General features: G+C 41.4%; 14 protein-coding genes and 5 tRNA genes. 18 read left to right on the top strand and 1 reads right to left on the bottom strand.

All coding sequences use genetic code 11. From position 1 onward, the window contains the following. Positions 1-31: 31 nt before the first annotated feature. The 16 genes from hpf to WAA86_RS13330 all read left to right on the top strand — a co-directional run bounded on the left by hpf (position 32) and on the right by WAA86_RS13330 (position 14,146). A complete protein-coding gene (gene hpf, locus WAA86_RS13405; protein ID WP_337301525.1) occupies positions 32-334 on the top strand; it encodes a ribosome hibernation-promoting factor, HPF/YfiA family in 303 nt (100 codons plus the stop codon). Between the two features lie 102 nt (positions 335-436). Next, positions 437-510: transfer RNA gene (locus WAA86_RS13400), tRNA-Thr, on the top strand. Positions 511-534: 24 nt separating this feature from the next. After that, positions 535-616 (top strand) — tRNA-Tyr (locus WAA86_RS13395). A gap of 93 nt (positions 617-709) precedes the next feature. After that, positions 710-782 (top strand) — tRNA-Gly (locus tag WAA86_RS13390). 177 nt (positions 783-959) lie between these two features. Beyond that, a tRNA-Thr gene (locus WAA86_RS13385) sits at positions 960-1,031 on the top strand. Between the two features lie 54 nt (positions 1,032-1,085). Then, entirely contained in the window at positions 1,086-2,273 is a 1,188-nt protein-coding gene (gene tuf, locus WAA86_RS13380; RefSeq protein ID WP_337301524.1) for an elongation factor Tu, read from the top strand. 64 nt (positions 2,274-2,337) lie between these two features. Then, positions 2,338-2,410, top strand: a tRNA-Trp gene (locus WAA86_RS13375). 177 nt (positions 2,411-2,587) lie between these two features. After that, positions 2,588-2,776, top strand: a complete 189-nt coding sequence (secE, locus tag WAA86_RS13370) for a preprotein translocase subunit SecE (protein ID WP_337301523.1) — start codon at positions 2,588-2,590, stop codon at positions 2,774-2,776. 9 nt (positions 2,777-2,785) lie between these two features. Beyond that, on the top strand, positions 2,786-3,337 hold the full coding sequence (nusG, locus tag WAA86_RS13365; RefSeq protein WP_337301522.1) for a transcription termination/antitermination protein NusG: 552 nt from the start codon (positions 2,786-2,788) through the stop codon (positions 3,335-3,337). 70 nt (positions 3,338-3,407) lie between these two features. Then, complete coding sequence (gene rplK / locus WAA86_RS13360; RefSeq protein WP_337301521.1) at positions 3,408-3,845, top strand: 50S ribosomal protein L11; 438 nt, start codon at positions 3,408-3,410, stop codon at positions 3,843-3,845. Between the two features lie 20 nt (positions 3,846-3,865). Further along, on the top strand, positions 3,866-4,555 hold the full coding sequence (rplA, locus tag WAA86_RS13355; RefSeq protein WP_337301520.1) for a 50S ribosomal protein L1: 690 nt from the start codon (positions 3,866-3,868) through the stop codon (positions 4,553-4,555). Positions 4,556-4,577: 22 nt separating this feature from the next. After that, positions 4,578-5,093, top strand: a complete 516-nt coding sequence (gene rplJ, locus WAA86_RS13350) for a 50S ribosomal protein L10 (protein ID WP_337301519.1) — start codon at positions 4,578-4,580, stop codon at positions 5,091-5,093. Positions 5,094-5,146: 53 nt separating this feature from the next. Beyond that, positions 5,147-5,524 carry a 50S ribosomal protein L7/L12 gene (gene rplL, locus WAA86_RS13345; protein ID WP_337301518.1) on the top strand — a complete coding sequence of 126 codons (378 nt, stop codon included), beginning with the start codon at positions 5,147-5,149 and terminating at the stop codon, positions 5,522-5,524. Between the two features lie 134 nt (positions 5,525-5,658). Further along, positions 5,659-9,468, top strand: coding sequence for a DNA-directed RNA polymerase subunit beta (gene rpoB / locus WAA86_RS13340; RefSeq protein ID WP_337301517.1), 3,810 nt, complete (start codon positions 5,659-5,661; stop codon positions 9,466-9,468). Between the two features lie 61 nt (positions 9,469-9,529). After that, a complete protein-coding gene (gene rpoC, locus WAA86_RS13335; protein WP_337301516.1) occupies positions 9,530-13,828 on the top strand; it encodes a DNA-directed RNA polymerase subunit beta' in 4,299 nt (1,432 codons plus the stop codon). A gap of 6 nt (positions 13,829-13,834) precedes the next feature. Further along, positions 13,835-14,146 carry a DUF3467 domain-containing protein gene (locus WAA86_RS13330; RefSeq protein WP_337301515.1) on the top strand — a complete coding sequence of 104 codons (312 nt, stop codon included), beginning with the start codon at positions 13,835-13,837 and terminating at the stop codon, positions 14,144-14,146. 62 nt (positions 14,147-14,208) lie between these two features. Here the strand turns inward: WAA86_RS13330 and WAA86_RS13325 are convergent, their stop codons facing one another. Beyond that, the gene (locus WAA86_RS13325; RefSeq protein ID WP_337301514.1) at positions 14,209-15,798 is read right to left on the bottom strand and encodes a peptide chain release factor 3; all 1,590 of its coding nucleotides are present in this window, start codon (positions 15,796-15,798) and stop codon (positions 14,209-14,211) included. 400 nt (positions 15,799-16,198) lie between these two features. On the opposite strand from WAA86_RS13325, the gene WAA86_RS13320 reads away from it, so the two are divergent. Both WAA86_RS13320 and WAA86_RS13315 read left to right on the top strand, forming a co-directional pair. After that, on the top strand, positions 16,199-20,878 hold the full coding sequence (locus tag WAA86_RS13320) for a gliding motility-associated C-terminal domain-containing protein (RefSeq protein WP_337301513.1): 4,680 nt from the start codon (positions 16,199-16,201) through the stop codon (positions 20,876-20,878). Positions 20,879-20,893: 15 nt separating this feature from the next. Continuing rightward, positions 20,894-21,847 carry a PorP/SprF family type IX secretion system membrane protein gene (locus WAA86_RS13315; protein WP_337301512.1) on the top strand — a complete coding sequence of 318 codons (954 nt, stop codon included), beginning with the start codon at positions 20,894-20,896 and terminating at the stop codon, positions 21,845-21,847. The last annotated feature ends 2 nt before the right edge of the window (positions 21,848-21,849 follow it).

The following is a 21,849-nucleotide window of genomic DNA, read 5'->3' as shown; positions in this document are numbered from 1 at the left end:
TTTCAATGTTTAATTTTTAAAATTTCAGCCTATGAAAGTAAATGTTCAATCCGTTAATTTTAATGCGGAAGGAAAGTTGATCGACTTTGTTCAGTCCAGATTGAATAAGTTGGATCTTTTTTATGATAAGATCATAAGTTCCGAGGTCTACTTAAAAGTGCAAAATACAAGTTCCAAAGAGAATAAAATTGTTGAGATTAAGGTTCAGGTACCCAAAGATCAATTCATAGTAAAAAAGCAATGTAAATCTTTCGAAGAGGCTGTGGATGTGGCATCTAGTTCATTGGAAAGAAAATTGGTGAAACGCAAGGAAAAATTAAAAGCACAAGTTTGATTAAAATTTTTCAAAAAATGTTTTGAATAATTAAAAAAACGTATACATTTGCAGTCCGTTAGAAATAGCGGACTTTTTTGTGAAAGAAAAAGGAAGTAAAAAGCCGATGTAGCTCAGCTGGCTAGAGCAGCTGATTTGTAATCAGCAGGTCGTGGGTTCGAGTCCCTCTATCGGCTCTTAAGTTCTTAAAATAATGGATTGGGGAGATACTCAAGCGGCCAACGAGGGCAGACTGTAAATCTGCTGACTACGTCTTCGCAGGTTCGAATCCTGCTCTCCCCACAAAAAGACTTAAAAGGGTCTTTGTATGAAAATACAGAACGTTTGTTTTTGAAATTATGAAATAAATTTTTAGGTTTGCCTAAAAATTAAAATGCGGGAGTAGCTCAGTTGGTAGAGCGTCAGCCTTCCAAGCTGAATGTCGCCGGTTCGAACCCGGTCTCCCGCTCTAAATTTTAATTGCAAATAGCTCCTTTACTGGGGCTTTAGGCAATTGGGATTAAATGGACTTGATGTTCGGCATCTTGTTCGGAGCGAGGTAGGGGTGAAGCCCTGCTGCGCTTTACTTTGAGTTTTTGGTTATAGTATTAAGTTTTGGTTATAACTGACTATAAGACTTAAAGACGCCGGTGTAGCTCAGGGGTAGAGCGTTTCCTTGGTAAGGAAGAGGTCATGAGTTCAAATCTCATCATTGGCTCATTCAAGGCATAATTTGTACACTAATATAAACTAAGATTAAAATTCATTAAACATGGCAAAGGAAACTTTCGATCGTTCCAAACCGCACTTAAATATAGGTACTATTGGACACGTAGATCACGGTAAAACTACATTGACTGCTGCTATTACAACTGTTTTGGCAAACGCAGGTCTTTCTGAAATGAGAAGTTTCGATTCTATCGACAACGCTCCTGAAGAAAAAGAAAGAGGTATTACTATCAACACATCACACGTAGAATATTCAACTGCAAACCGTCATTACGCTCACGTTGACTGTCCTGGTCACGCGGATTACGTAAAGAACATGGTTACTGGTGCTGCCCAAATGGACGGTGCTATTTTGGTTGTTGCTGCTACAGATGGTCCAATGCCACAGACTCGTGAGCACATCCTTTTGGGTCGTCAGGTAGGTATTCCAAGAATCGTTGTATTCATGAACAAAGTGGATATGGTTGATGATGAGGAATTATTGGAGCTTGTTGAAATGGAAGTACGTGAATTGCTTTCTTTCTATGAGTACGATGGTGACAATGGACCTGTAATCGCTGGTTCTGCCCTTGGAGCACTTAACGGTGAGCAAAAATGGGTTGATACAGTTATGTCCTTGATGGAAGCTGTTGATAACTGGATTGAATTGCCAGAAAGAGATGTTGATAAGCCTTTCTTGATGCCTGTTGAAGATGTATTTACAATTACTGGTCGTGGAACTGTTGCTACAGGTCGTATCGAAACAGGAGTTGCGAACACTGGAGATCCAGTTGAGATCATCGGTATGGGTGCTGAGAAATTGAATTCAACTATTACTGGAGTAGAGATGTTCCGTAAGATATTGGATAGAGGTGAAGCTGGTGATAACGTTGGTATCCTTTTGAGAGGTATTGAAAAATCTCAGATCAAAAGAGGTATGGTTATCTGTAAGCCAGGTTCTGTTAAGCCACACGCTAAATTCAAAGCTGAGGTTTACGTTCTGAAAAAAGAAGAAGGTGGTCGTCACACACCATTCCACAACAACTACCGTCCTCAGTTCTACGTAAGAACAACTGACGTAACTGGAACTATCAATCTTCCAGAAGGTGTTGAAATGGTAATGCCTGGTGATAACTTAACCATTACTGTTGATTTATTGTCTCCGATCGCATTGAATGTTGGTTTACGTTTCGCAATCCGTGAAGGTGGTAGAACGGTAGGTGCTGGTCAGGTAACTGAGATTTTAGATTAATCATATTATAAATATTGCACTGAGGGTGTCCTGTAATACAGGATACCTTTCAGTGTAAATATAAACGGGTGTAGCTCAGTTGGTAGAGCACTGGTCTCCAAAACCAGGTGTCGGGAGTTCGAGTCTCTCCTCCCGTGCGAATGTTAAAGTGGGAAAATCGTTATGTGTCGTCCCAATTTGGAAAATTAAACGAGTGATAAAGGGTTGGTAAGATCATTCATTCAATGTAATTGAAATTGCTTCTCTGAATCAAAAAAATCTATTAGGTTGTTTTTCAACTAATATTTTAAGAACTATAGAAAACCTTTCGCAGCATGTTGACTTATATAAAGGAATCCGTTGAAGAGCTTAAGAACAATGTTACTCTCCCTCCTAGAGCGGAGTCATCAAATCTGATGGTGATCGTAGCGGTGTTCTCAATTATTTTTGCATTGGCTACTTGGGGTGTTGACAGTCTTTTTGGAGAATTGATCCAATTGTATTTCACAAAAGTAATCAACTAAATCATACCTATGTCGGAAGTATTGGAGAAAAAGTGGTATGTGGTCAGAGCTGTTAGTGGGCAGGAGAACAAGATAAAGGGTTATATTGAAACTGAAGTTGCAAGACTTGGTTTTGAAGATTACCTGGAAGAGGTTCTTGTTCCTACAGAAAAGGTGGTTCAGGTTAGAAATGGTAAGAAAATAAACAAGGAAAGGGTATATTTTCCTGGTTATATCATGATCAAAGCCAATTTGGGTGGAGAGATGATCCATATTATACGTTCCATCACGAACGTTATTGGATTTTTGGGTGAAACAAAAGGAGGAGATCCTGTGCCACTTAGAAAGTCCGAAGTAAACAGAATGTTGGGGAAAGTAGACGAACTGGCCGTAACGACGGACAGTGTTGCTATTCCATTCGTTTTGGGAGAAACTATCAAGGTGATAGATGGTCCGTTCAACGGGTTCAATGGAACCGTTGAAAAGATAAATGAAGAAAAGCGTAAGCTAGAGGTAATGGTGAAGATTTTCGGAAGAAAGACCCCATTGGAACTTAGCTATATGCAAGTAGAAAAAGTATAAGTAAGAATTGTTACATATATAAGGTAGTGTCGCTTCCAAAAAAGACACGCTTTCAATTTAATTTTAAACAATGGCAAAAGAAGTAAGTAAAGTAGTTAAACTACAAGTTAGGGGAGGTGCAGCGAATCCGTCGCCACCGGTTGGACCCGCTTTAGGTGCTGCCGGCGTTAACATCATGGAATTCTGTAAGCAGTTTAATGCTCGTACACAGGATAAACCAGGCAAAGTATTGCCAGTTGTTATCACGGTATTTAAGGACAAGTCATTCGACTTCGTTGTTAAGACACCGCCAGCGGCAATTCAACTTATGGAAGCAGCTAAGATTAAAAAAGGATCTGGCGAACCTAACAGAAACAAAGTGGCTAGCGTTACCTGGGAACAGATAAGAGCTATAGCTGATGACAAAATGGTGGATTTGAACGCCTTTACCCCAGAGTCAGCAATGACAATGGTTGCGGGTACGGCTAGATCTATGGGTTTAAAAGTTTCAGGGACCAAACCTTTTTAAAATCTTAAAAGCAATTTAGAATGGCAAAATTAACAAAAAAGCAAAAAGAAGCGCTTTCTAAGGTAGACAGAAACAAGCTATATACCTTGGTAGAAGCTTCAGCTTTAGTAAAAGAGATAACTAACGTAAAATTTGACGCGTCAGTTGATATCGCCGTAAGATTGGGTGTAGATCCAAGAAAAGCGAATCAAATGGTACGTGGTGTTGTTACCCTTCCTCATGGAACTGGTAAGGATGTTAAGGTTTTGGCGTTGGTAACACCAGACAAGGAAGCAGAGGCTACAGAGGCCGGTGCGGATTATGTTGGGTTGGATGAGTATTTGGAAAAAATCAAAAACGGTTGGACCGATGTTGATGTGATCATCACCATGCCAAGTGTTATGGGTAAATTAGGACCATTGGGTAGAGTATTGGGACCTAGAGGCTTAATGCCCAATCCAAAGACAGGAACAGTTACTATGGATGTCGCAAAAGCGGTAGCAGAAGTAAAGGCTGGTAAGATTGATTTTAGAGTTGACAAAACAGGTATCGTTCACGCTGCCATAGGGAAAGTTTCTTTCTCTGAGGACAAATTAGCGGACAATGCCAAAGAACTTTTGGATACTTTGAACAAAATGAAACCTGCGGCAGCGAAAGGTGTATACATGAAGAGCATTTATTTGTCTAGTACAATGAGCCCAAGTGTGCAACTAGATCCTAAAGGAGTATAACTGTTAGTTTAAAGTTTTTATTATGACAAGAGAAGAAAAATTGAACGTTATACAAGATTTAACTGCACAGTTAGGAAGTAATTCCATTATTTACTTGGCAGATATCTCTGGTATGAATGCTTCGGCCACATCAGATTTAAGAAGGGCTTGTTTTAAAGCCAATATTAAATTAGCGGTCGTGAAAAACACCTTGCTTGCTAAAGCAATGGATGCATCGGAAAAAGATTTTGGAGAGCTTCCAGGAGTATTGGTAGGTAACACTTCCATCATGTACTCCGATACAGGAAACGCTCCAGCAAAATTGATAAAGAACTTCAGGAAAAAAACTACTAAACCATTATTAAAGGGTGCTTATATTGAAGAGGCCGTTTATGTTGGGGATGAGAACCTGGAAGCCTTGATCAATATCAAATCTAAGGAAGAAATGATTGGAGAGATCATCGGATTGCTTCAGTCGCCTGCTAAAAACGTTATCTCTGGACTTAAGTCTGGCGGTGGTAAATTGGCCGGAATCCTTAAGACATTATCCGAAAAATAATACGTACGCACTACAAACAATTATATTTTAAAATTTTATTAAACGATAGAAAAATGGCAGATTTAAAAGATTTCGCAGAACAATTGGTTAACTTAACTGTAAAGGAAGTAAATGAGTTAGCTGCAATATTAAAAGAAGAATACGGTATCGAGCCTGCAGCTGCTGCAGTAGCTGTTGCCGCTGGTGGAGCCGCTGAAGGTGGTGAAGCTGCAGAAGAGAAAACTGAATTCGATGTAATATTGAAGGCAGCAGGTGCTTCTAAATTGGCAGTTGTTAAATTGGTTAAAGAATTAACTGGTTTAGGATTGAAAGAAGCTAAAGATATCGTTGATAGTGCACCAAAAGCTATCAAAGAAGGTATCACTAAAGATGAGGCTGAAGGAATTCAAAAATCATTGGAAGAAGCAGGAGCAGAAGTTGAGCTTAAATAATAGCAACAACCATACTATTTTGGTTTAGGTCTTTCCACCCTTTTTGGTGGCTAGACCTAAACCCTTTTATATATGTTGTATATGAGGATATATACTACCCCCTTTAGTATTCACAATCAAAATTTTGTCCATTGATGTTTACAAAACAAACTGAAAGAATAAGTTTCGCATCCGCTAAGAACATACCGGACTACCCGGATTTCTTGGACATTCAGATCAAATCCTTTCAAGATTTCTTTCAACTTGAAACTAAATCTGATGAAAGGGGCAATGAAGGCTTGTATAACACCTTCATGGAAAACTTTCCAATCACTGACACAAGAAACCAATTTGTTTTAGAGTTTCTAGATTATTTTATAGATCCACCTAGATATTCCATACAGGAATGTATCGAGCGTGGACTTACTTATAGTGTACCTCTAAAAGCAAGGTTAAAATTATACTGTACCGATCCAGAGCACGAAGATTTTGAAACCATAGTGCAGGATGTTTATTTGGGAACGATTCCTTACATGACGCCAAGCGGAACATTCGTTATCAATGGTGCCGAGCGTGTTGTGGTATCTCAATTACACCGTTCTCCTGGAGTATTCTTTGGACAATCTTTCCACGCAAACGGTACAAAATTATATTCTGCCAGGGTAATTCCTTTCAAAGGTTCTTGGATAGAATTTGCAACAGATATCAATGGCGTGATGTACGCTTATATTGATAGAAAGAAAAAATTACCGGTTACTACGCTTTTCAGGGCCATTGGTTTTGAAAGGGATAAGGATATCTTGGAAATATTTGACCTTTCTGAAGAGGTGAAAGTATCCAATACCGGACTTAAGAAAGTATTGGGCCGTAAATTGGCGGCCAGGGTTTTGAACACATGGCATGAGGATTTCGTGGATGAAGATACTGGTGAAGTAGTATCTATCGAAAGAAACGAGATTATTTTGGATCGTGATACCATCCTTGAAAAGGATCATATCAATGAAATTATCGAGGCTGATGTTAAGACTATTCTTTTGCACAAAGAGAATAATGCACAATCAGACTACGCTATCATTCACAATACCTTGCAGAAGGATCCTACAAACTCCGAAAAAGAGGCTGTAGAACACATTTATCGTCAACTGCGTAATGCAGAACCGCCCGATGAAGAAACTGCACGTGGTATTATAGACAAATTGTTCTTTTCTGACCAACGCTACAACCTTGGGGAGGTAGGTCGTTACAGAATGAACAAAAAATTAGGTTTGGATATCGGAATGGACAAGCAGGTCTTGACCAAGGAAGATATCATTACCATTATTAAATACTTGATCGAATTGATCAACTCCAAAGCGGAGATTGATGATATCGATCACCTTTCCAATAGACGTGTAAGAACAGTTGGTGAGCAATTGTCACAACAATTCGGAGTAGGTCTTTCCCGTATGGCAAGAACCATCCGTGAGCGTATGAACGTTCGTGACAATGAAGTATTTACCCCGATCGATTTGATCAACGCCAAGACATTGTCTTCTGTGATCAACTCATTCTTCGGAACTAACCAGTTGTCTCAGTTTATGGATCAAACGAATCCATTGGCGGAGATTACGCACAAGAGAAGATTATCGGCATTGGGACCAGGTGGACTTTCTAGAGAAAGAGCTGGGTTTGAGGTGCGAGATGTTCACTATACACACTACGGTAGACTTTGTCCTATTGAAACTCCTGAAGGACCAAACATTGGTTTGATTTCTTCACTTTCGGTATTTGCGAAGGTAAACCCAATGGGCTTCTTGGAAACGCCATACCGCAAGGTGGCCGATGGAAAAGTAAACACCAAGGAATTTGGTTATTTAAGTGCTGAAGAAGAGGAGGGAATGAAAATTGCCCAGGCCAATATTCCTTTGAAAGAAGATGGAACTATTGACATAGATAAGGTTATTGTTAGGGAAGAAGGTGATTTCCCTGTGGTTGATCCTGCTGAAGTAAATTATACGGATGTTGCGCCTAACCAAATCGCTTCTATTTCTGCTTCCTTGATTCCTTTCTTGGAGCATGATGATGCGAACCGTGCCCTGATGGGATCCAACATGATGCGTCAGGCCGTACCATTGTTGAAACCAGAATCTCCTATTGTAGGTACTGGATTGGAGCGTCAGGTGGCTTCAGATTCAAGGGTATTGATCAATGCTGAAGGTGATGGGGTGATCGAGTACGTTGATGCCAAGAAAATTACCATTAAGTACGATAGGACTGACGCAGAACGTTCAGTAAGTTTTGATGACGATTCCAAGACGTATGAATTGGTGAAATTCAGAAAGACCAACCAAGGAACAAGTATCAACCTTAAGCCAATCGTGAGAAAAGGTGACAGGGTTAAAAAAGGACAGGTTCTTTGTGAAGGATATGCTACGGAAAGCGGTGAGCTTGCTTTGGGTAGGAACCTTAAAGTGGCCTTTATGCCATGGAAAGGGTACAACTTTGAAGATGCGATCGTAATTTCTGAAAAAGTAGTACGTGAAGATATATTCACTTCTATCCATATCGATGAATATTCATTGGAAGTAAGGGATACCAAATTGGGGGCTGAAGAGTTGACCAATGATATTCCCAACGTTTCCGAAGAGGCTACGAAAGATTTGGATGAGTACGGTATGATCCGTATTGGTGCTGAAGTGAAACCTGGTGATATTTTGATTGGTAAGATTACTCCAAAAGGGGAATCAGATCCTACACCGGAAGAAAAATTATTACGCGCCATCTTTGGAGACAAGGCTGGTGATGTTAAAGATGCATCCTTAAAAGCTTCACCGTCATTGAGAGGTGTTGTGATCGATAAGAAATTGTTCTCCCGTTCCATAAAAGATAAGCGCAAGCGTTCTGAGGATAAAGAGGCCATTTCTAAATTGGAGTTGGAATACGAAGTGAAATTCGAACAACTTAAGGACGTATTGGTAGAGAAATTATTTGTGTTGATCAACGGTAAGACATCACAAGGGGTATTGAACGATCTTGGGGAGGAAGTACTTCCAAAAGGTAAGAAGTATACCCAAAAGATGTTGAACTCTGTAGACGATTTCGCTCACTTGGTAGGTGGAAGCTGGACAACAGACAAGGACACCAACACAATGGTTGCCGATCTTTTGCACAACTACAAGATTAAATTGAACGATCTTCAGGGTAACTTGAGGAGGGACAAGTTTACGATTTCTGTAGGTGATGAATTGCCAGCAGGGATCATGAAATTGGCCAAAGTTTATATTGCGAAGAAGCGTAAGCTGAAGGTTGGTGATAAAATGGCGGGTCGTCACGGTAACAAAGGTATTGTTGCCCGTATCGTTCGTCATGAAGATATGCCATTCTTGGAAGATGGAACACCAGTGGATATCGTATTGAACCCACTTGGGGTACCTTCCCGTATGAACATCGGACAGATCTATGAAACAGTTCTTGGATGGGCTGGTCTTAAATTGGGCAGGAAATATGCCACTCCAATTTTTGACGGGGCTACCATAGACGAGATCAACGGATTTACCGATGAGGCAGGAATTCCGAGATTTGGACATACACACCTTTATGATGGAGGTACTGGACAACGTTTTGATCAACCGGCAACTGTTGGTGTGATCTACATGTTGAAACTAGGACACATGGTAGATGATAAGATGCATGCCAGATCCATAGGACCATACTCTTTGATCACGCAACAGCCATTAGGTGGTAAAGCACAATTTGGTGGTCAGCGTTTTGGAGAGATGGAAGTTTGGGCACTGGAAGCATACGGTGCGTCTGCAACCCTAAGAGAAATATTGACAGTGAAATCTGATGATGTTATCGGAAGGGCCAAGACTTACGAGTCCATTGTAAAAGGAGAAACAATGCCAGAACCTGGTTTGCCAGAATCTTTCAACGTATTGATGCACGAACTTAAAGGATTAGGTTTGGACATTAGACTGGAGGAATAAGATAATAGGTCTTGAACACTATTTGTAATACACATATTTAATTTACTATCACCATATTGTTATGGCTAGACTAAAAGATAATAATACCATAAAGAGGTTCGATAAAATTTCCATCGGATTGGCATCACCAGAATCTATTTTGGCGGAGTCGAGAGGGGAAGTTTTGAAGCCTGAAACTATTAACTATAGAACGCACAAACCTGAGCGTGACGGTCTTTTTTGTGAGCGTATTTTTGGTCCTGTAAAGGATTATGAATGTGCTTGTGGAAAATACAAGCGAATCCGTTACCGTGGTATTGTTTGTGATCGTTGTGGGGTAGAGGTTACAGAAAAGAAAGTACGTAGAGACAGGGTAGGGCACATCAATTTGGTGGTTCCTGTGGCCCATATCTGGTACTTCCGTTCCTTGCCGAACAAAATTGGATACCTTTTGGGATTACCTTCCAAGAAATTGGACATGATCATCTATTATGAGCGTTATGTGGTTATCCAACCAGGTATTGCCAAGGGTCCAGATGGGGAAGAGATCCAGAAAATGGATTTCTTGACCGAAGAGGAGTATTTGAACATATTGGAATCCATTCCGGTGGAAAACCAATACTTGGAGGATACCGACCCTAACAAATTTATCGCCAAGATGGGTGCTGAATGTTTGATCGATATCTTATCCAGAATCGATTTGGACCAGCTTTCCTATGAATTGAGACACAAGGCAAACACAGAAACTTCCAAGCAACGTAAGACAGAAGCGCTTAAGCGTTTGCAGGTTGTAGAGTCTTTGCGTGAGTCACAGGAGAACAGGGAAAACAGGCCTGAGTGGATGATTATGAAAGTAATCCCTGTAATTCCACCAGAACTTAGACCATTGGTGCCATTGGATGGTGGTCGTTTTGCGACTTCAGATTTGAATGACCTTTACAGAAGGGTTATCATCAGAAACAACCGTCTAAAAAGATTGGTAGAGATCAAAGCTCCTGAAGTGATCTTAAGAAACGAGAAGCGTATGCTTCAAGAATCTGTGGATTCATTGTTCGATAACACCCGTAAGGCTTCAGCCGTTAAAACGGAATCGAACAGGCCATTGAAATCACTTTCAGATTCATTGAAAGGTAAACAAGGTCGTTTCCGTCAAAACCTTTTGGGTAAACGTGTGGATTATTCCGCTCGTTCGGTAATCGTCGTTGGACCTGAGATGAAATTGTTCGAATGTGGTCTTCCAAAGGATATGGCCGCCGAACTTTACAAGCCGTTCGTAATACGTAAGTTGATCGAAAGAGGTATTGTAAAAACTGTAAAATCAGCTAAGAAAATTATAGATAAGAAGGAACCAGTAGTTTGGGACATTCTTGAAAACGTATTGAAAGGACACCCTGTACTATTGAACAGGGCCCCTACATTGCACCGTTTGGGTATACAAGCATTCCAGCCAAAACTTATTGAAGGTAAGGCTATCCGTTTGCACCCATTGGTATGTACGGCATTCAACGCGGATTTCGATGGTGACCAGATGGCGGTACATTTACCATTGGGACCAGAAGCAATCTTGGAAGCACAATTGTTGATGTTGGCTTCCCATAACATTTTGAACCCAGCAAACGGTTCACCTATTACAGTACCATTACAGGATATGGTCTTGGGTCTTTACTATATGACCAAAGAAAAGAAGACCATGGACGACGTTATTGTTAAGGGTGAAGGTATTACCTTCTATTCTGACGAGGAAGTGGTTATCGCTTTCAACGAAGGTAGAGTTGAGCTTAATGCCGGTATCAAGGTTAGGACGAAGGATTTTAATGAAGCGGGAGAACTTGTTTACCAAATTATTCCAACAACAGTAGGTAGGGTATTGTTCAACATGGTTGTGCCAGAACAGGCAGGATATGTGAACGAAGTATTGAACAAAAAATCATTGCGTGATATCATCGGTAACATTTTAAGTGTAACTGATGTACCTACCACGGCAGATTTCTTGGATAAAATTAAGACCATGGGGTATGAATTCGCTTTCAAAGGTGGATTGTCCTTTAGTCTAGGTGATATTATTATTCCACCGGAGAAGCATGAAATGATTGCCGATGCCAACGAACAAGTTGATGGTATTATGGCAAACTATAACATGGGTCTTATTACCAACAACGAACGTTACAACCAAGTAATTGATGTGTGGACCTCTACGAATGCTATGTTGACCGAATTGGCGATGAAGCGTATCCGTGAGGACAAACAAGGATTCAACTCGGTGTACATGATGTTGGATTCTGGAGCAAGGGGATCCAAAGAGCAGATCCGTCAGTTGACCGGTATGCGTGGATTGATGGCCAAGCCTAAAAAATCTACTGCAGGTGGTGGTGAGATTATTGAAAACCCGATCCTTTCCAACTTTAAGGAAGGTCTTTCCATCTTGGAATACTTTATCTCTACCCACGGTGCACGTAAAGGTCTTGCGGATACCGCTTTGAAAACAGCGGATGCAGGATACCTGACCCGTCGTTTGGTGGATGTGTCACAAGATGTGATCATCAACACCGAAGATTGTGGAACACTGCGTGGTATCGAGGTTGAGGCCTTGAAGAAAAACGAGGAAATCGTTGAAAGTCTAGGGGAGAGAATATTAGGTAGGGTTGCCCTGCACGATGTGATCAATCCTATAACAGAAGAACTTTTGTTGAGAGCTGGACAAGAGATCCTAGAGGCTGATGTGAGGAGAATCGAAGCATCACCAATTGATAAGGTAGAAGTAAGATCGGCATTGACCTGTGAGGCCCAAAAAGGTATCTGTGGTAAATGTTACGGTAGAAACCTTTCCACCAATAAAATGGTGCAAAGAGGTGAAGCTGTCGGTGTTGTTGCTGCACAATCTATTGGGGAGCCTGGAACACAGCTGACATTGCGTACGTTCCACGTGGGAGGTATTGCAGGAAACATTTCTGAGGACAGTAAATTGGAAGCAAGATTTGGCGGTATCGCTGAGATCGAGGATCTAAGAACTGTTACTAGTACGGACAACGAAGGAAAATCAGTGGAAACTGTTATTTCCAGAACGTCGGAGATCAAAGTTGTGGATGCCAAAACTGGAATTACGTTGAGTACCAATAACATTCCTTATGGATCGCAATTGTTCATCAAGAACGGAGCTAAGGTTGAAAAAGGAGAACTTATCTGTCAGTGGGATCCATATAACGGTGTAATTGTTTCTGAATTCCCAGGTAAGATCGCTTACGAGAATATTGAACAAGGTATAACCTACCAAGTTGAGATAGATGAACAAACAGGATTCCAGGAAAAAGTAATTTCGGAATCAAGGAACAAGAAATTGATACCTACATTATTGATCAAAAACAATAATGACGAAGTATTGCGTTCTTATAACCTACCTGTTGGTTCACACATTATGGTGGATAACGGAGATAAGATCAATGAAGGAAAAATCTTGGTAAAAATACCTCGTAAATCTGCTAAGTCAGGGGATATTACGGGTGGTCTTCCAAGGGTGACCGAATTGTTCGAGGCACGTAACCCATCCAACCCGGCAGTGGTATCAGAAATTGATGGTGTTGTTTCTTTTGGAAAAATTAAAAGAGGTAACCGTGAGATCATCATAGAATCCAAATTGGGTGAAATCAAGAAATACTTGGTAAAACTATCCAATCAGATCTTGGTACAGGAAAATGATTATGTACGTGCTGGAATGCCATTGTCTGATGGTTCCATTACGCCAGAAGATATCTTGGCCATTAAAGGACCATCTGCTGTACAACAGTACTTGGTAAATGAGGTACAAGAAGTTTACCGTCTACAAGGTGTGAAGATCAACGACAAGCATTTTGAAGTTGTTGTTCGTCAGATGATGAGAAAGGTACGTATTCAAGATCCAGGTGATACCATATTCTTGGAGAACCAACTAGCTCATAAAGACGATTTCATTTTGGAAAACGATGAGATCTTCGGAAAAAAGGTAGTTGTTGAATCTGGAGATTCTGAAAACTTGAAGCCAGGTCAGATTATTACTGCTCGTGAGCTTAGGGACGAAAACTCACTTCTTAGAAGAGGGGATAAGGACTTGGTAACGGCAAGAGATGCGGTTGCAGCTACGGCTACACCAATCTTACAAGGTATTACAAGAGCTTCGTTACAGACAAAATCATTCATATCTGCGGCTTCCTTCCAGGAAACAACCAAGGTATTGAACGAGGCAGCTGTAGCTGGTAAAGTGGATACTTTGGAAGGCTTGAAAGAAAATGTGATTGTTGGACATAAGATTCCTGCCGGTACAGGTATGAGGGATTATGATAACATCATTGTGGGTTCTAAGGAAGAATTCGATGAGATCATGGCCCGTAAGGAAGAGTTCAAGTTTTAATTGATTATGGACGATAACAATCAAAACCAAAAGCAGATCAATATAGAACTGGATGAAAAAATGGCCGAGGGGGTTTACTCCAACTTGGCCATCATCAACCATTCCGTATCCGAATTTGTAGTGGATTTTATCAGTTTAATGCCCGGAGCACCTAAGGCCAAAGTGAAGAGTAGGATCGTACTTACCCCACAGCATGCCAAAAAGTTCCTTAAAGCTTTAAATGATAATGTTCAGCGTTTTGAAAAAGCCCATGGTACAATCAAGGATTATGAACAGCCACCTATACCAATTAATTTTGGTCCAACAGGAGAGGCATAAATTAAAAAAACCCACGATGAAAATCGTGGGTTTTTTTTATCCTTTATATGATATGGAATGGATTAATCGAATTCCGAAGTGAAATGTAGTTTCACCGAAGGGTATTTTTGCTGTGTCATCTGCAGTGAAAACTGGGAATCCGCCAAAAATACCAATTGATTGCGCTTGTCTTTGGCCAAGAATTTTTGTTTTACCCTTTTAAATTCTTTGAACTCTTCGTTGTTTTTGTTCTCGGCCTCTACCCAGCAGGCCTTGTATACCGGGAAATTCTCATAGGTACACTTGGCCCCATATTCATGCTCCAATCGGTATTGAATAACTTCAAACTGCAGGGCACCCACAGTTCCGATAACTTTTCTGTTGTTTATTTCCAAGGTGAACAACTGTGCAACCCCTTCATCCATCAATTGGTCAATACCCTTGTATAGTTGTTTGGCTTTCATTGGGTCGGCATTGTTGATATACCTGAAATGTTCAGGAGAAAAACTTGGTATCCCCTTGTAATGTAAGTCCTCGCCTTCGGTCAAAGTATCTCCGATCTTAAAGTTGCCAGTATCGTGAAGTCCTACAATGTCGCCTGGATAGGAGATGTCCACAATTTCCTTCTTTTCTGCAAAAAAAGCATTGGGGCTAGAAAATTTGAGGTTTTTGCCCTGTCTGACATGCAGGTAAGGCTTGTTTCTTTCAAAAGTCCCGGAAACAATTTTAATAAATGCCAATCGGTCCCTGTGCTTGGGATCCATGTTGGCGTGGATTTTAAATACAAAACCGGTGAAATCTTTTTCATTGGCCTTTACCAAACGCTCTTCGGCCATTTTTGGTCTCGGGGTAGGGGCTATGTCCACAAAACAATCCAATAGTTCCCGAACTCCGAAATTATTCAAGGCAGAGCCAAAAAATACGGGTTGTTGTGTCCCTTTTAAGTATTCTTCCTTGTTAAAAGGAGGGTAGACGCCATGAACCAACTCTAGATTGTCCCTAAGTTCGGTAGCTGCTTTTGAACCAATAATTTTTTCCAATTCGGGACTGTCCAAATCGTCAAAGGCTATGGTATCTTCTATGTTCTTCTTGCTATCCCCACTGAACAGGTTGATATTCTTTTCGTATATATTGTAAATGCCTTTAAAATCATAACCCATGCCGATTGGGAAACTCAGAGGAGAAACCTTGAGGCCCAACTTTTGTTCCACTTCATCCAAAAGGTCAAAGGCATCCTTTCCTTCCCTATCCAATTTATTAATAAATACCAACATAGGGATATTGCGCATCCTACATACTTCCACTAATTTTTCGGTCTGCTCTTCCACCCCTTTGGCAACGTCGATCACCACGATTACACTGTCCACCGCGGTCAATGTTCTAAAGGTATCCTCGGCAAAATCCTTGTGTCCAGGAGTATCCAGGATATTGATTTTCTTGTCCCTGTATATAAAAGCCAAAACCGAAGTAGCTACAGAAATACCACGTTGTTTTTCAATTTCCATGAAATCACTCGTGGCCGTTTTCTTTATTTTGTTGTTTTTTACGGCCCCAGCCTCTTGGATAGCACCTCCGAAAAGCAGTAATTTCTCGGTTAGGGTTGTTTTTCCGGCATCGGGGTGGGAGATAATCCCAAAAGTCCTTCTTCTCAGTATTTCCTTATCAAAACTCATTCGTAAAATTTTTGCAAAAATAAGCCAAATAAATTGCTTCTATAGTAGAACGAAAAGGAAAATATAAATAGAGGTAATTCCTTGATATCAAGCATTTAGTAAATTCAAGTGGCGTGGCCTTTTTTTTATGATCGTCAGATTATTATCGATTAACGGTATTCTTTGTCATCCAAAGGGTGGAAACCTTCGTATCTAACGGGTGTAAAGAAGGAGGAAAATTTACGCTTCAACGAGTATTATTGTCATATAAGGATATTTGATGGTGAATCCGCTGGAAAGAATTTGTTCCTCAAATATTTAGATTTATCTTGCACTATATTTTAAGAAAGCCCTAACTTCTTACAATAGCCAACCTTATTTATTTGCCATGGTGCTTAGTAAAAAATAATTACTGACACGTATGGACGACTTTACTTCTTTTTATACAATTAAGGAAAGAAAAAATACGCTAGGAGTCCTGGCGCTAGTTTTTTTGTTCCTCTTTGTTTCTTCATTTGATATAGTTTCTTCAGCTGATGCCCCTTTGGATACCGATAGGGACGGGATATCCAATGCGTATGATATTGATGACGACGGAGATGGTATAACAGATGCCAATGAAGATGCCAATTTGGACGGGGATAACAACCCGGACACAAATCCTACGGATACCGATATGGATGGGATACCAAATTATTTGGATCTCGATGCTGATAATGACGGGATCCCAGATAACGTGGAGGCCCAAAAATTCAATGAGTATGAGGCTCCCAGCGGCAATGATTCCAACAAAAATGGCTTAGATGATATTTATGAGGGAAATTCCCTTGGATTAGTCCCTGTAGACACGGATAATGATAGTGTTCCTGATTTTTTGGACATAGATTCGGACAATGATGGGATCAAAGATTCCAACGAATCCAGTACCCTTAGCACGGATTTTGATTGTGGTACCATCCCTAATCTCAATTTTAGCGCTGCACCAATTCTTTTGGAAGGCGATGCTTTAAAAGTTGGTGCAGTATATCGTATTCCTGGAATTACCAATGAATTGGATGCTCTTATAACCATTGAGGATATCCAGAATGGACGCATTGATGTGTTGGATCAGAACGCAATTGATCCGGAATTTTTTAAACCTGAGATCCAATTTGATTTTACAACTAACCAAAGAAGACCATTTGTAGATCTAAGGATTACCATAGTGGACAAGGGAACGGTCACTCCAGTGGTGTTGAAAGAGCTAATTGGTAATTTTCTAGATGTTGATGGGAATGCAAAATATCAGGAATATAATCGTTTTGATACCCCAGCCGCCTATACCTTCGAAGATAATACGGAGGTAGTAGTAAACAATACTTCTGGAGGTCTATTGATCAATGGAGGAATGAAAGAATATCCAGGAATTTCCAATGCCAACCCTACAGTAAATGTCGCCGTTGAGTTTGTGGATATTTCATCATTTGTTTTTCGCTTTGGAGTCCAAACACCGGGGACAGAGAATTTTCAAACGATTGTTCGTCAATCAGGTATTCAATTTTCTTGTCTGGATAATTTTGAGAATCCTCAGACCATAACCTTTAATACTGATGTGGATTCTGATGGTGATGGCAAACCGGATCGTCTTGATATAGATTCCGATAACGATGGTATTCCAGATAACGTGGAGGCACAAACCACATCTGACTATGTGACTCCCAGTGGAGAAGACGATGATAATGACGGCCTGGACAATGCTTATGAAGGAAATGGAGATCAAGGATTGATGCCCGTGGATTCGGACAGCGATAACACCCCCGATTACCTTGACCTGGACAGTGACAACGACCTGGTACCTGACAACAACGAGGGGAACGACTTCAATTTTGACGGTGTTCCAGATCAGACATTCACTGGTACGGATTCGGATGGTGACGGACTGGACGATGGTTATGAAGGCAGTGACGTGAACGACGGCTTCGATGTGAATGACGAGATCGATGATCCTAAGAATGACCTTCCCGATACGGACGGTGATGCAACAACAAATGGAGATGTGAATTATAGGGACCTGGACGATGACGGAGACGGCATTGACACCCCCGATGAGGATGCCAACAATGATGGCGACCCCACCAATGACGATACAGATGAAGATGGTACGCCTGACTACCTGGATCCAAAGGATACCGATGGTGATGGGGTGCCGGATGCAATAGATTTGGACGATGACAACGACGGAATTTTGGACACTGTGGAATCCCCCAATGGCGTGGATATAGACAGCGATAACGATGGTTACCCTAATAGGATAGATATCGATTCTGACAACGATGGTATTCCAGATAACGTGGAGGCACAAACCACATCTGATTATGTGGCCCCAAGCGGTCTGGACGATGATAACGACGGGCTGGACAACGCCTATGAGGGCACAGGGAATGAAGGTTTAAGTCCCGTGGATTCGGACAATGACAAAACCCCTGACTTTCTTGACCTGGACAGTGACAACGATCTGGTACCCGATAACAATGAGGGGAACGACTTCAATTTCGACGGTGTTCCAGACCAGACATTTACTGGTTTGGATACGGATGGTGACGGACTGGACAATGGTTATGAAGGCAGTGACGTGAACGACGGCTTCGACGTGAACGACGAGATCGACGATCCTAAAAATGACCTTCCCGATACGGATGGGGATGCAACAACCAATGGGGATGTGAATTATAGGGATCTTGACGATGACGGAGACGGCATAAATACACCTGATGAGGATGCCAACAATGATGGTGATCCTACCAATGACGATACCGATGACGATGGAACACCTGACTACCTTGATCCAATAGATACAGACGGTGATGGAGTTCCTGATTATATAGATATAGACGACGATAACGATGGTATCCTGGATATTTTGGAATCGGACGATCTTGATCAAAATCCAGTAGACAGGGATAGTGATAACGATGGTTTCCCGGATAGAATCGATATTGATTCTGACAACGATGGAATCCCTGATAACGTGGAGGCCCAAACTACCCTAGGTTATATAGCACCAAGTGGTTTGGACGATGATAACGACGGACTGGACAACGCCTACGAGGGCGCAGGGAACGAAGGTTTGACACCCGTGGATTCGGACAGCGATAACACCCCCGATTACCTTGACCTGGACAGTGACAACGACCTGGTACCCGATAACAATGAGGGGAACGACTTCAATTTTGACGGGATCCCCGACCAGTCGTTTACTGGTACAGATATGGATGGTGATGGTCTTGATGACGGATATGAGGGAAGTGATATCAACGATGGCTTTGATGTGAACGATGAGATTGATGATCCTAAAAATGACCTTCCAGATACCGATGGGGATGCAACAACCGATGGGGATGTGAATTATAGGGATCTTGACGATGACGGAGACGGTTTAAATACCCCCGACGAGGATGCCAACAATGATGGCAACCCTACCAATGACGATTCAGATGACGATGGTACGCCTGACTACCTGGATCCAGATTCAAGAGGTGACTCGGATGGTGATGGGGTAACTGATACCGATGAGAACACTGATGGTACAGATCCTACAGATCCTTGTGATTTCATACTGGCAAGTCAGACCGTAACCCCTTCAGATGAATGGATCGCTCTAGATTGTGACGGTGATGGAGTGACCAACGGTGATGAGGTTGCTGATAGCACAGATCCTTTGGATGGTTGTGACTATGAAGTAGCCAGTGTTACCCTCGCTCCAAGTGGTGATTATTTACAATTGGACTGTGACGGAGATGGAGTGACCAATGAAGATGAATTAACGGATGGTACCGATCCTTTGGATCCTTGTGAATTTTTATTGGCAAGTCAAAGCGTAACGACCAGTGATGCCTGGAACGACTTGGATTGTGATGGAGACGGAGTGACCAATAGAGATGAAATTACAGATGGGACCAATCCATTGGATCCATGTGACTTTTTATTGGCAAGTCAGACTGTATTGACATCTGATGCGTGGGAAAACCTTGATTGTGATGGTGACGGTGTAACCAATAGGGATGAACTTATAGATGCCACCGATCCTTTGGATCCATGTGACCTACTTTTGTCCAGCCAAACCACAGATCCTACTGATGCATGGAACAATATTGATTGTGATAATGATGGAAATCCGAACGGTACCGATCCGAACCCGCTTGTGGCAACAGCCGTAGATGATTCGGGAACAACCATGCCGGAAACAGAAGTGGTCATAAACATATTGGAGAACGATGATTATCTTCCCAACAGCGATAGCAATAACCTGGGTACAACTTCAATAACCAGGATTGGGGGCGATGCCACTGGAACGGTTACATTTAATGCCGAAACTGGGGAGCTGTCCTATATTCCTGATGCATCGGAGACAAATTCCATCGTGACCGTTATTTATGAAGTCTGTAATATTGAACCAGATCCAGATGTATGTGCTTCGGCCACAGTGACTATTACTGTTGAAGCGGGTATGGTGACCATAGATGCCATAGATGACAATTATGGAACTGATTTTGTAATTGGCAATGTGGGAGGATTGATTGAGGGCAGCAATATCTTGGAAAACGATACGCTAAATGGAGAACCGGTAAACCTTAATGATGTAATTATAACCTCCACTGCTACAAGAGAATTGAGGGTAAACAATGATGGAACAGTAAGTGTTATAGACGATAAATTGTCAGCGGGCACCTATACCATTGAATATACAATCTGTGAGAAGGCCAATCCCGATAATTGTGATACGGCCGTTGTAACGGTAAACATAGGCATACTATCCAGAGGACCTATAGAAGTAAACCAATTGGTTACTCCCAATAGTGATGGTAAGAACGACTTCTTGTTCATTAGAAATGTAGATCTGGCTTTGAATAATTCTATCAAGATTTTCAATCGTTGGGGTAAGGCAGTCTATGAAGGAAGAGGGTATAATAACCAAAACAATGTGTTTGATGGCAAGTCCAAGGTAAGGGCAACCGTTGGAGCGGGAGAATACCTGCCTGCTGGGGTATATTTTTATATATTTGAATACACATTTGAACAAGAAAATATTACAGAAAGTGGTTACATTTATATCAGCCAATAATACACCTAATAGGATATGATAAACAGAAAAAAGTATTTTATACCATTAGTGCTATTATTTGCCATTGTAGAGATGGTTCACGGGCAACAGGATGCCCAATATACCCAATATATGTTCAATACACTCAGCGTAAACCCAGCTTATGCCGGGTCACGCGGACAATTGAGTATTGCAGGGTTATATAGATCACAGTGGGTGGGCCTGGAGGGTTCTCCCACCACGCAAACACTGAATATCCATTCGCCCATCAGGAACAGTAGGCTTGGTTACGGACTTTCCATTGTAAATGATGAAATAGGGGATGGGGTAGTTCAGGAAACTTACTTGGATGCTGTGGTATCCTATACCATTGAGGTGGCCCGTGATGCCAAGTTGTCCTTCGGATTAAAAGCTGGGGGTAATTTGCTGAACCTTGATTTCAATGGATTGCGCAACTTTGATTCCGAGGCTACCGACGGTGACAACATTGACAACAGGTTTTCACCAAACTTTGGTTTAGGGGCGTACTATCATACCAACGTATTCTACTTAGGGCTTTCAGCACCCAATGTTTTGGAAACGCAACATTTTGATAGTTCCAATAGCGACGCCAACAGTACCAATTTCCTTTCTAAGGAAAGGATCAATTTTTATTTGATCACAGGGTATGTATTTGATGTCAATCCTGTTTTAAAGTTTAAACCTGCCTTATTGACCAAGGTGGTAAGTGGGGCACCCTTACAGGTAGATCTTTCTGCCAACTTTATGTTCAACGAGAAATTTACTTTTGGTGCTGCATACCGATGGGATGCAGCGGTGAGCGGTTTGGCAGGATTTCAAATAACAGATCAATTTATGGTAGGTTTGGCCTACGATCGTGAGACGACAGATCTTGGAGGGACCCAATTTAACGATGGGTCTTTTGAGGTGTTTTTAAGGTTTGAATTGGTAAAATCCTACAGACGCTTGGTTTCTCCTCGTTTCTTCTAAAT

This window comes from Sediminicola sp. 1XM1-17, from assembly GCF_037203765.1.
In the GTDB taxonomy this organism is placed as follows: domain Bacteria; phylum Bacteroidota; class Bacteroidia; order Flavobacteriales; family Flavobacteriaceae; genus Sediminicola.
Note: the sequence above shows the minus strand (reverse complement) of the source record. Positions and strands in the feature narration are given on the sequence as shown.

Coding starts and splice junctions, on each gene's coding strand:
- hpf (WP_337301525.1), top strand. CDS start 32: ATGAAAGTAAATGTTCAATCCGTTAATTTTAATGCGGAAGGAAAGTTG.
- tuf (WP_337301524.1), top strand. CDS start 1,086: ATGGCAAAGGAAACTTTCGATCGTTCCAAACCGCACTTAAATATAGGT.
- secE (WP_337301523.1), top strand. CDS start 2,588: ATGTTGACTTATATAAAGGAATCCGTTGAAGAGCTTAAGAACAATGTT.
- nusG (WP_337301522.1), top strand. CDS start 2,786: ATGTCGGAAGTATTGGAGAAAAAGTGGTATGTGGTCAGAGCTGTTAGT.
- rplK (WP_337301521.1), top strand. CDS start 3,408: ATGGCAAAAGAAGTAAGTAAAGTAGTTAAACTACAAGTTAGGGGAGGT.
- rplA (WP_337301520.1), top strand. CDS start 3,866: ATGGCAAAATTAACAAAAAAGCAAAAAGAAGCGCTTTCTAAGGTAGAC.
- rplJ (WP_337301519.1), top strand. CDS start 4,578: ATGACAAGAGAAGAAAAATTGAACGTTATACAAGATTTAACTGCACAG.
- rplL (WP_337301518.1), top strand. CDS start 5,147: ATGGCAGATTTAAAAGATTTCGCAGAACAATTGGTTAACTTAACTGTA.
- rpoB (WP_337301517.1), top strand. CDS start 5,659: ATGTTTACAAAACAAACTGAAAGAATAAGTTTCGCATCCGCTAAGAAC.
- rpoC (WP_337301516.1), top strand. CDS start 9,530: ATGGCTAGACTAAAAGATAATAATACCATAAAGAGGTTCGATAAAATT.
- WAA86_RS13330 (WP_337301515.1), top strand. CDS start 13,835: ATGGACGATAACAATCAAAACCAAAAGCAGATCAATATAGAACTGGAT.
- WAA86_RS13325 (WP_337301514.1), bottom strand. CDS start 15,798: ATGAGTTTTGATAAGGAAATACTGAGAAGAAGGACTTTTGGGATTATC.
- WAA86_RS13320 (WP_337301513.1), top strand. CDS start 16,199: ATGGACGACTTTACTTCTTTTTATACAATTAAGGAAAGAAAAAATACG.
- WAA86_RS13315 (WP_337301512.1), top strand. CDS start 20,894: ATGATAAACAGAAAAAAGTATTTTATACCATTAGTGCTATTATTTGCC.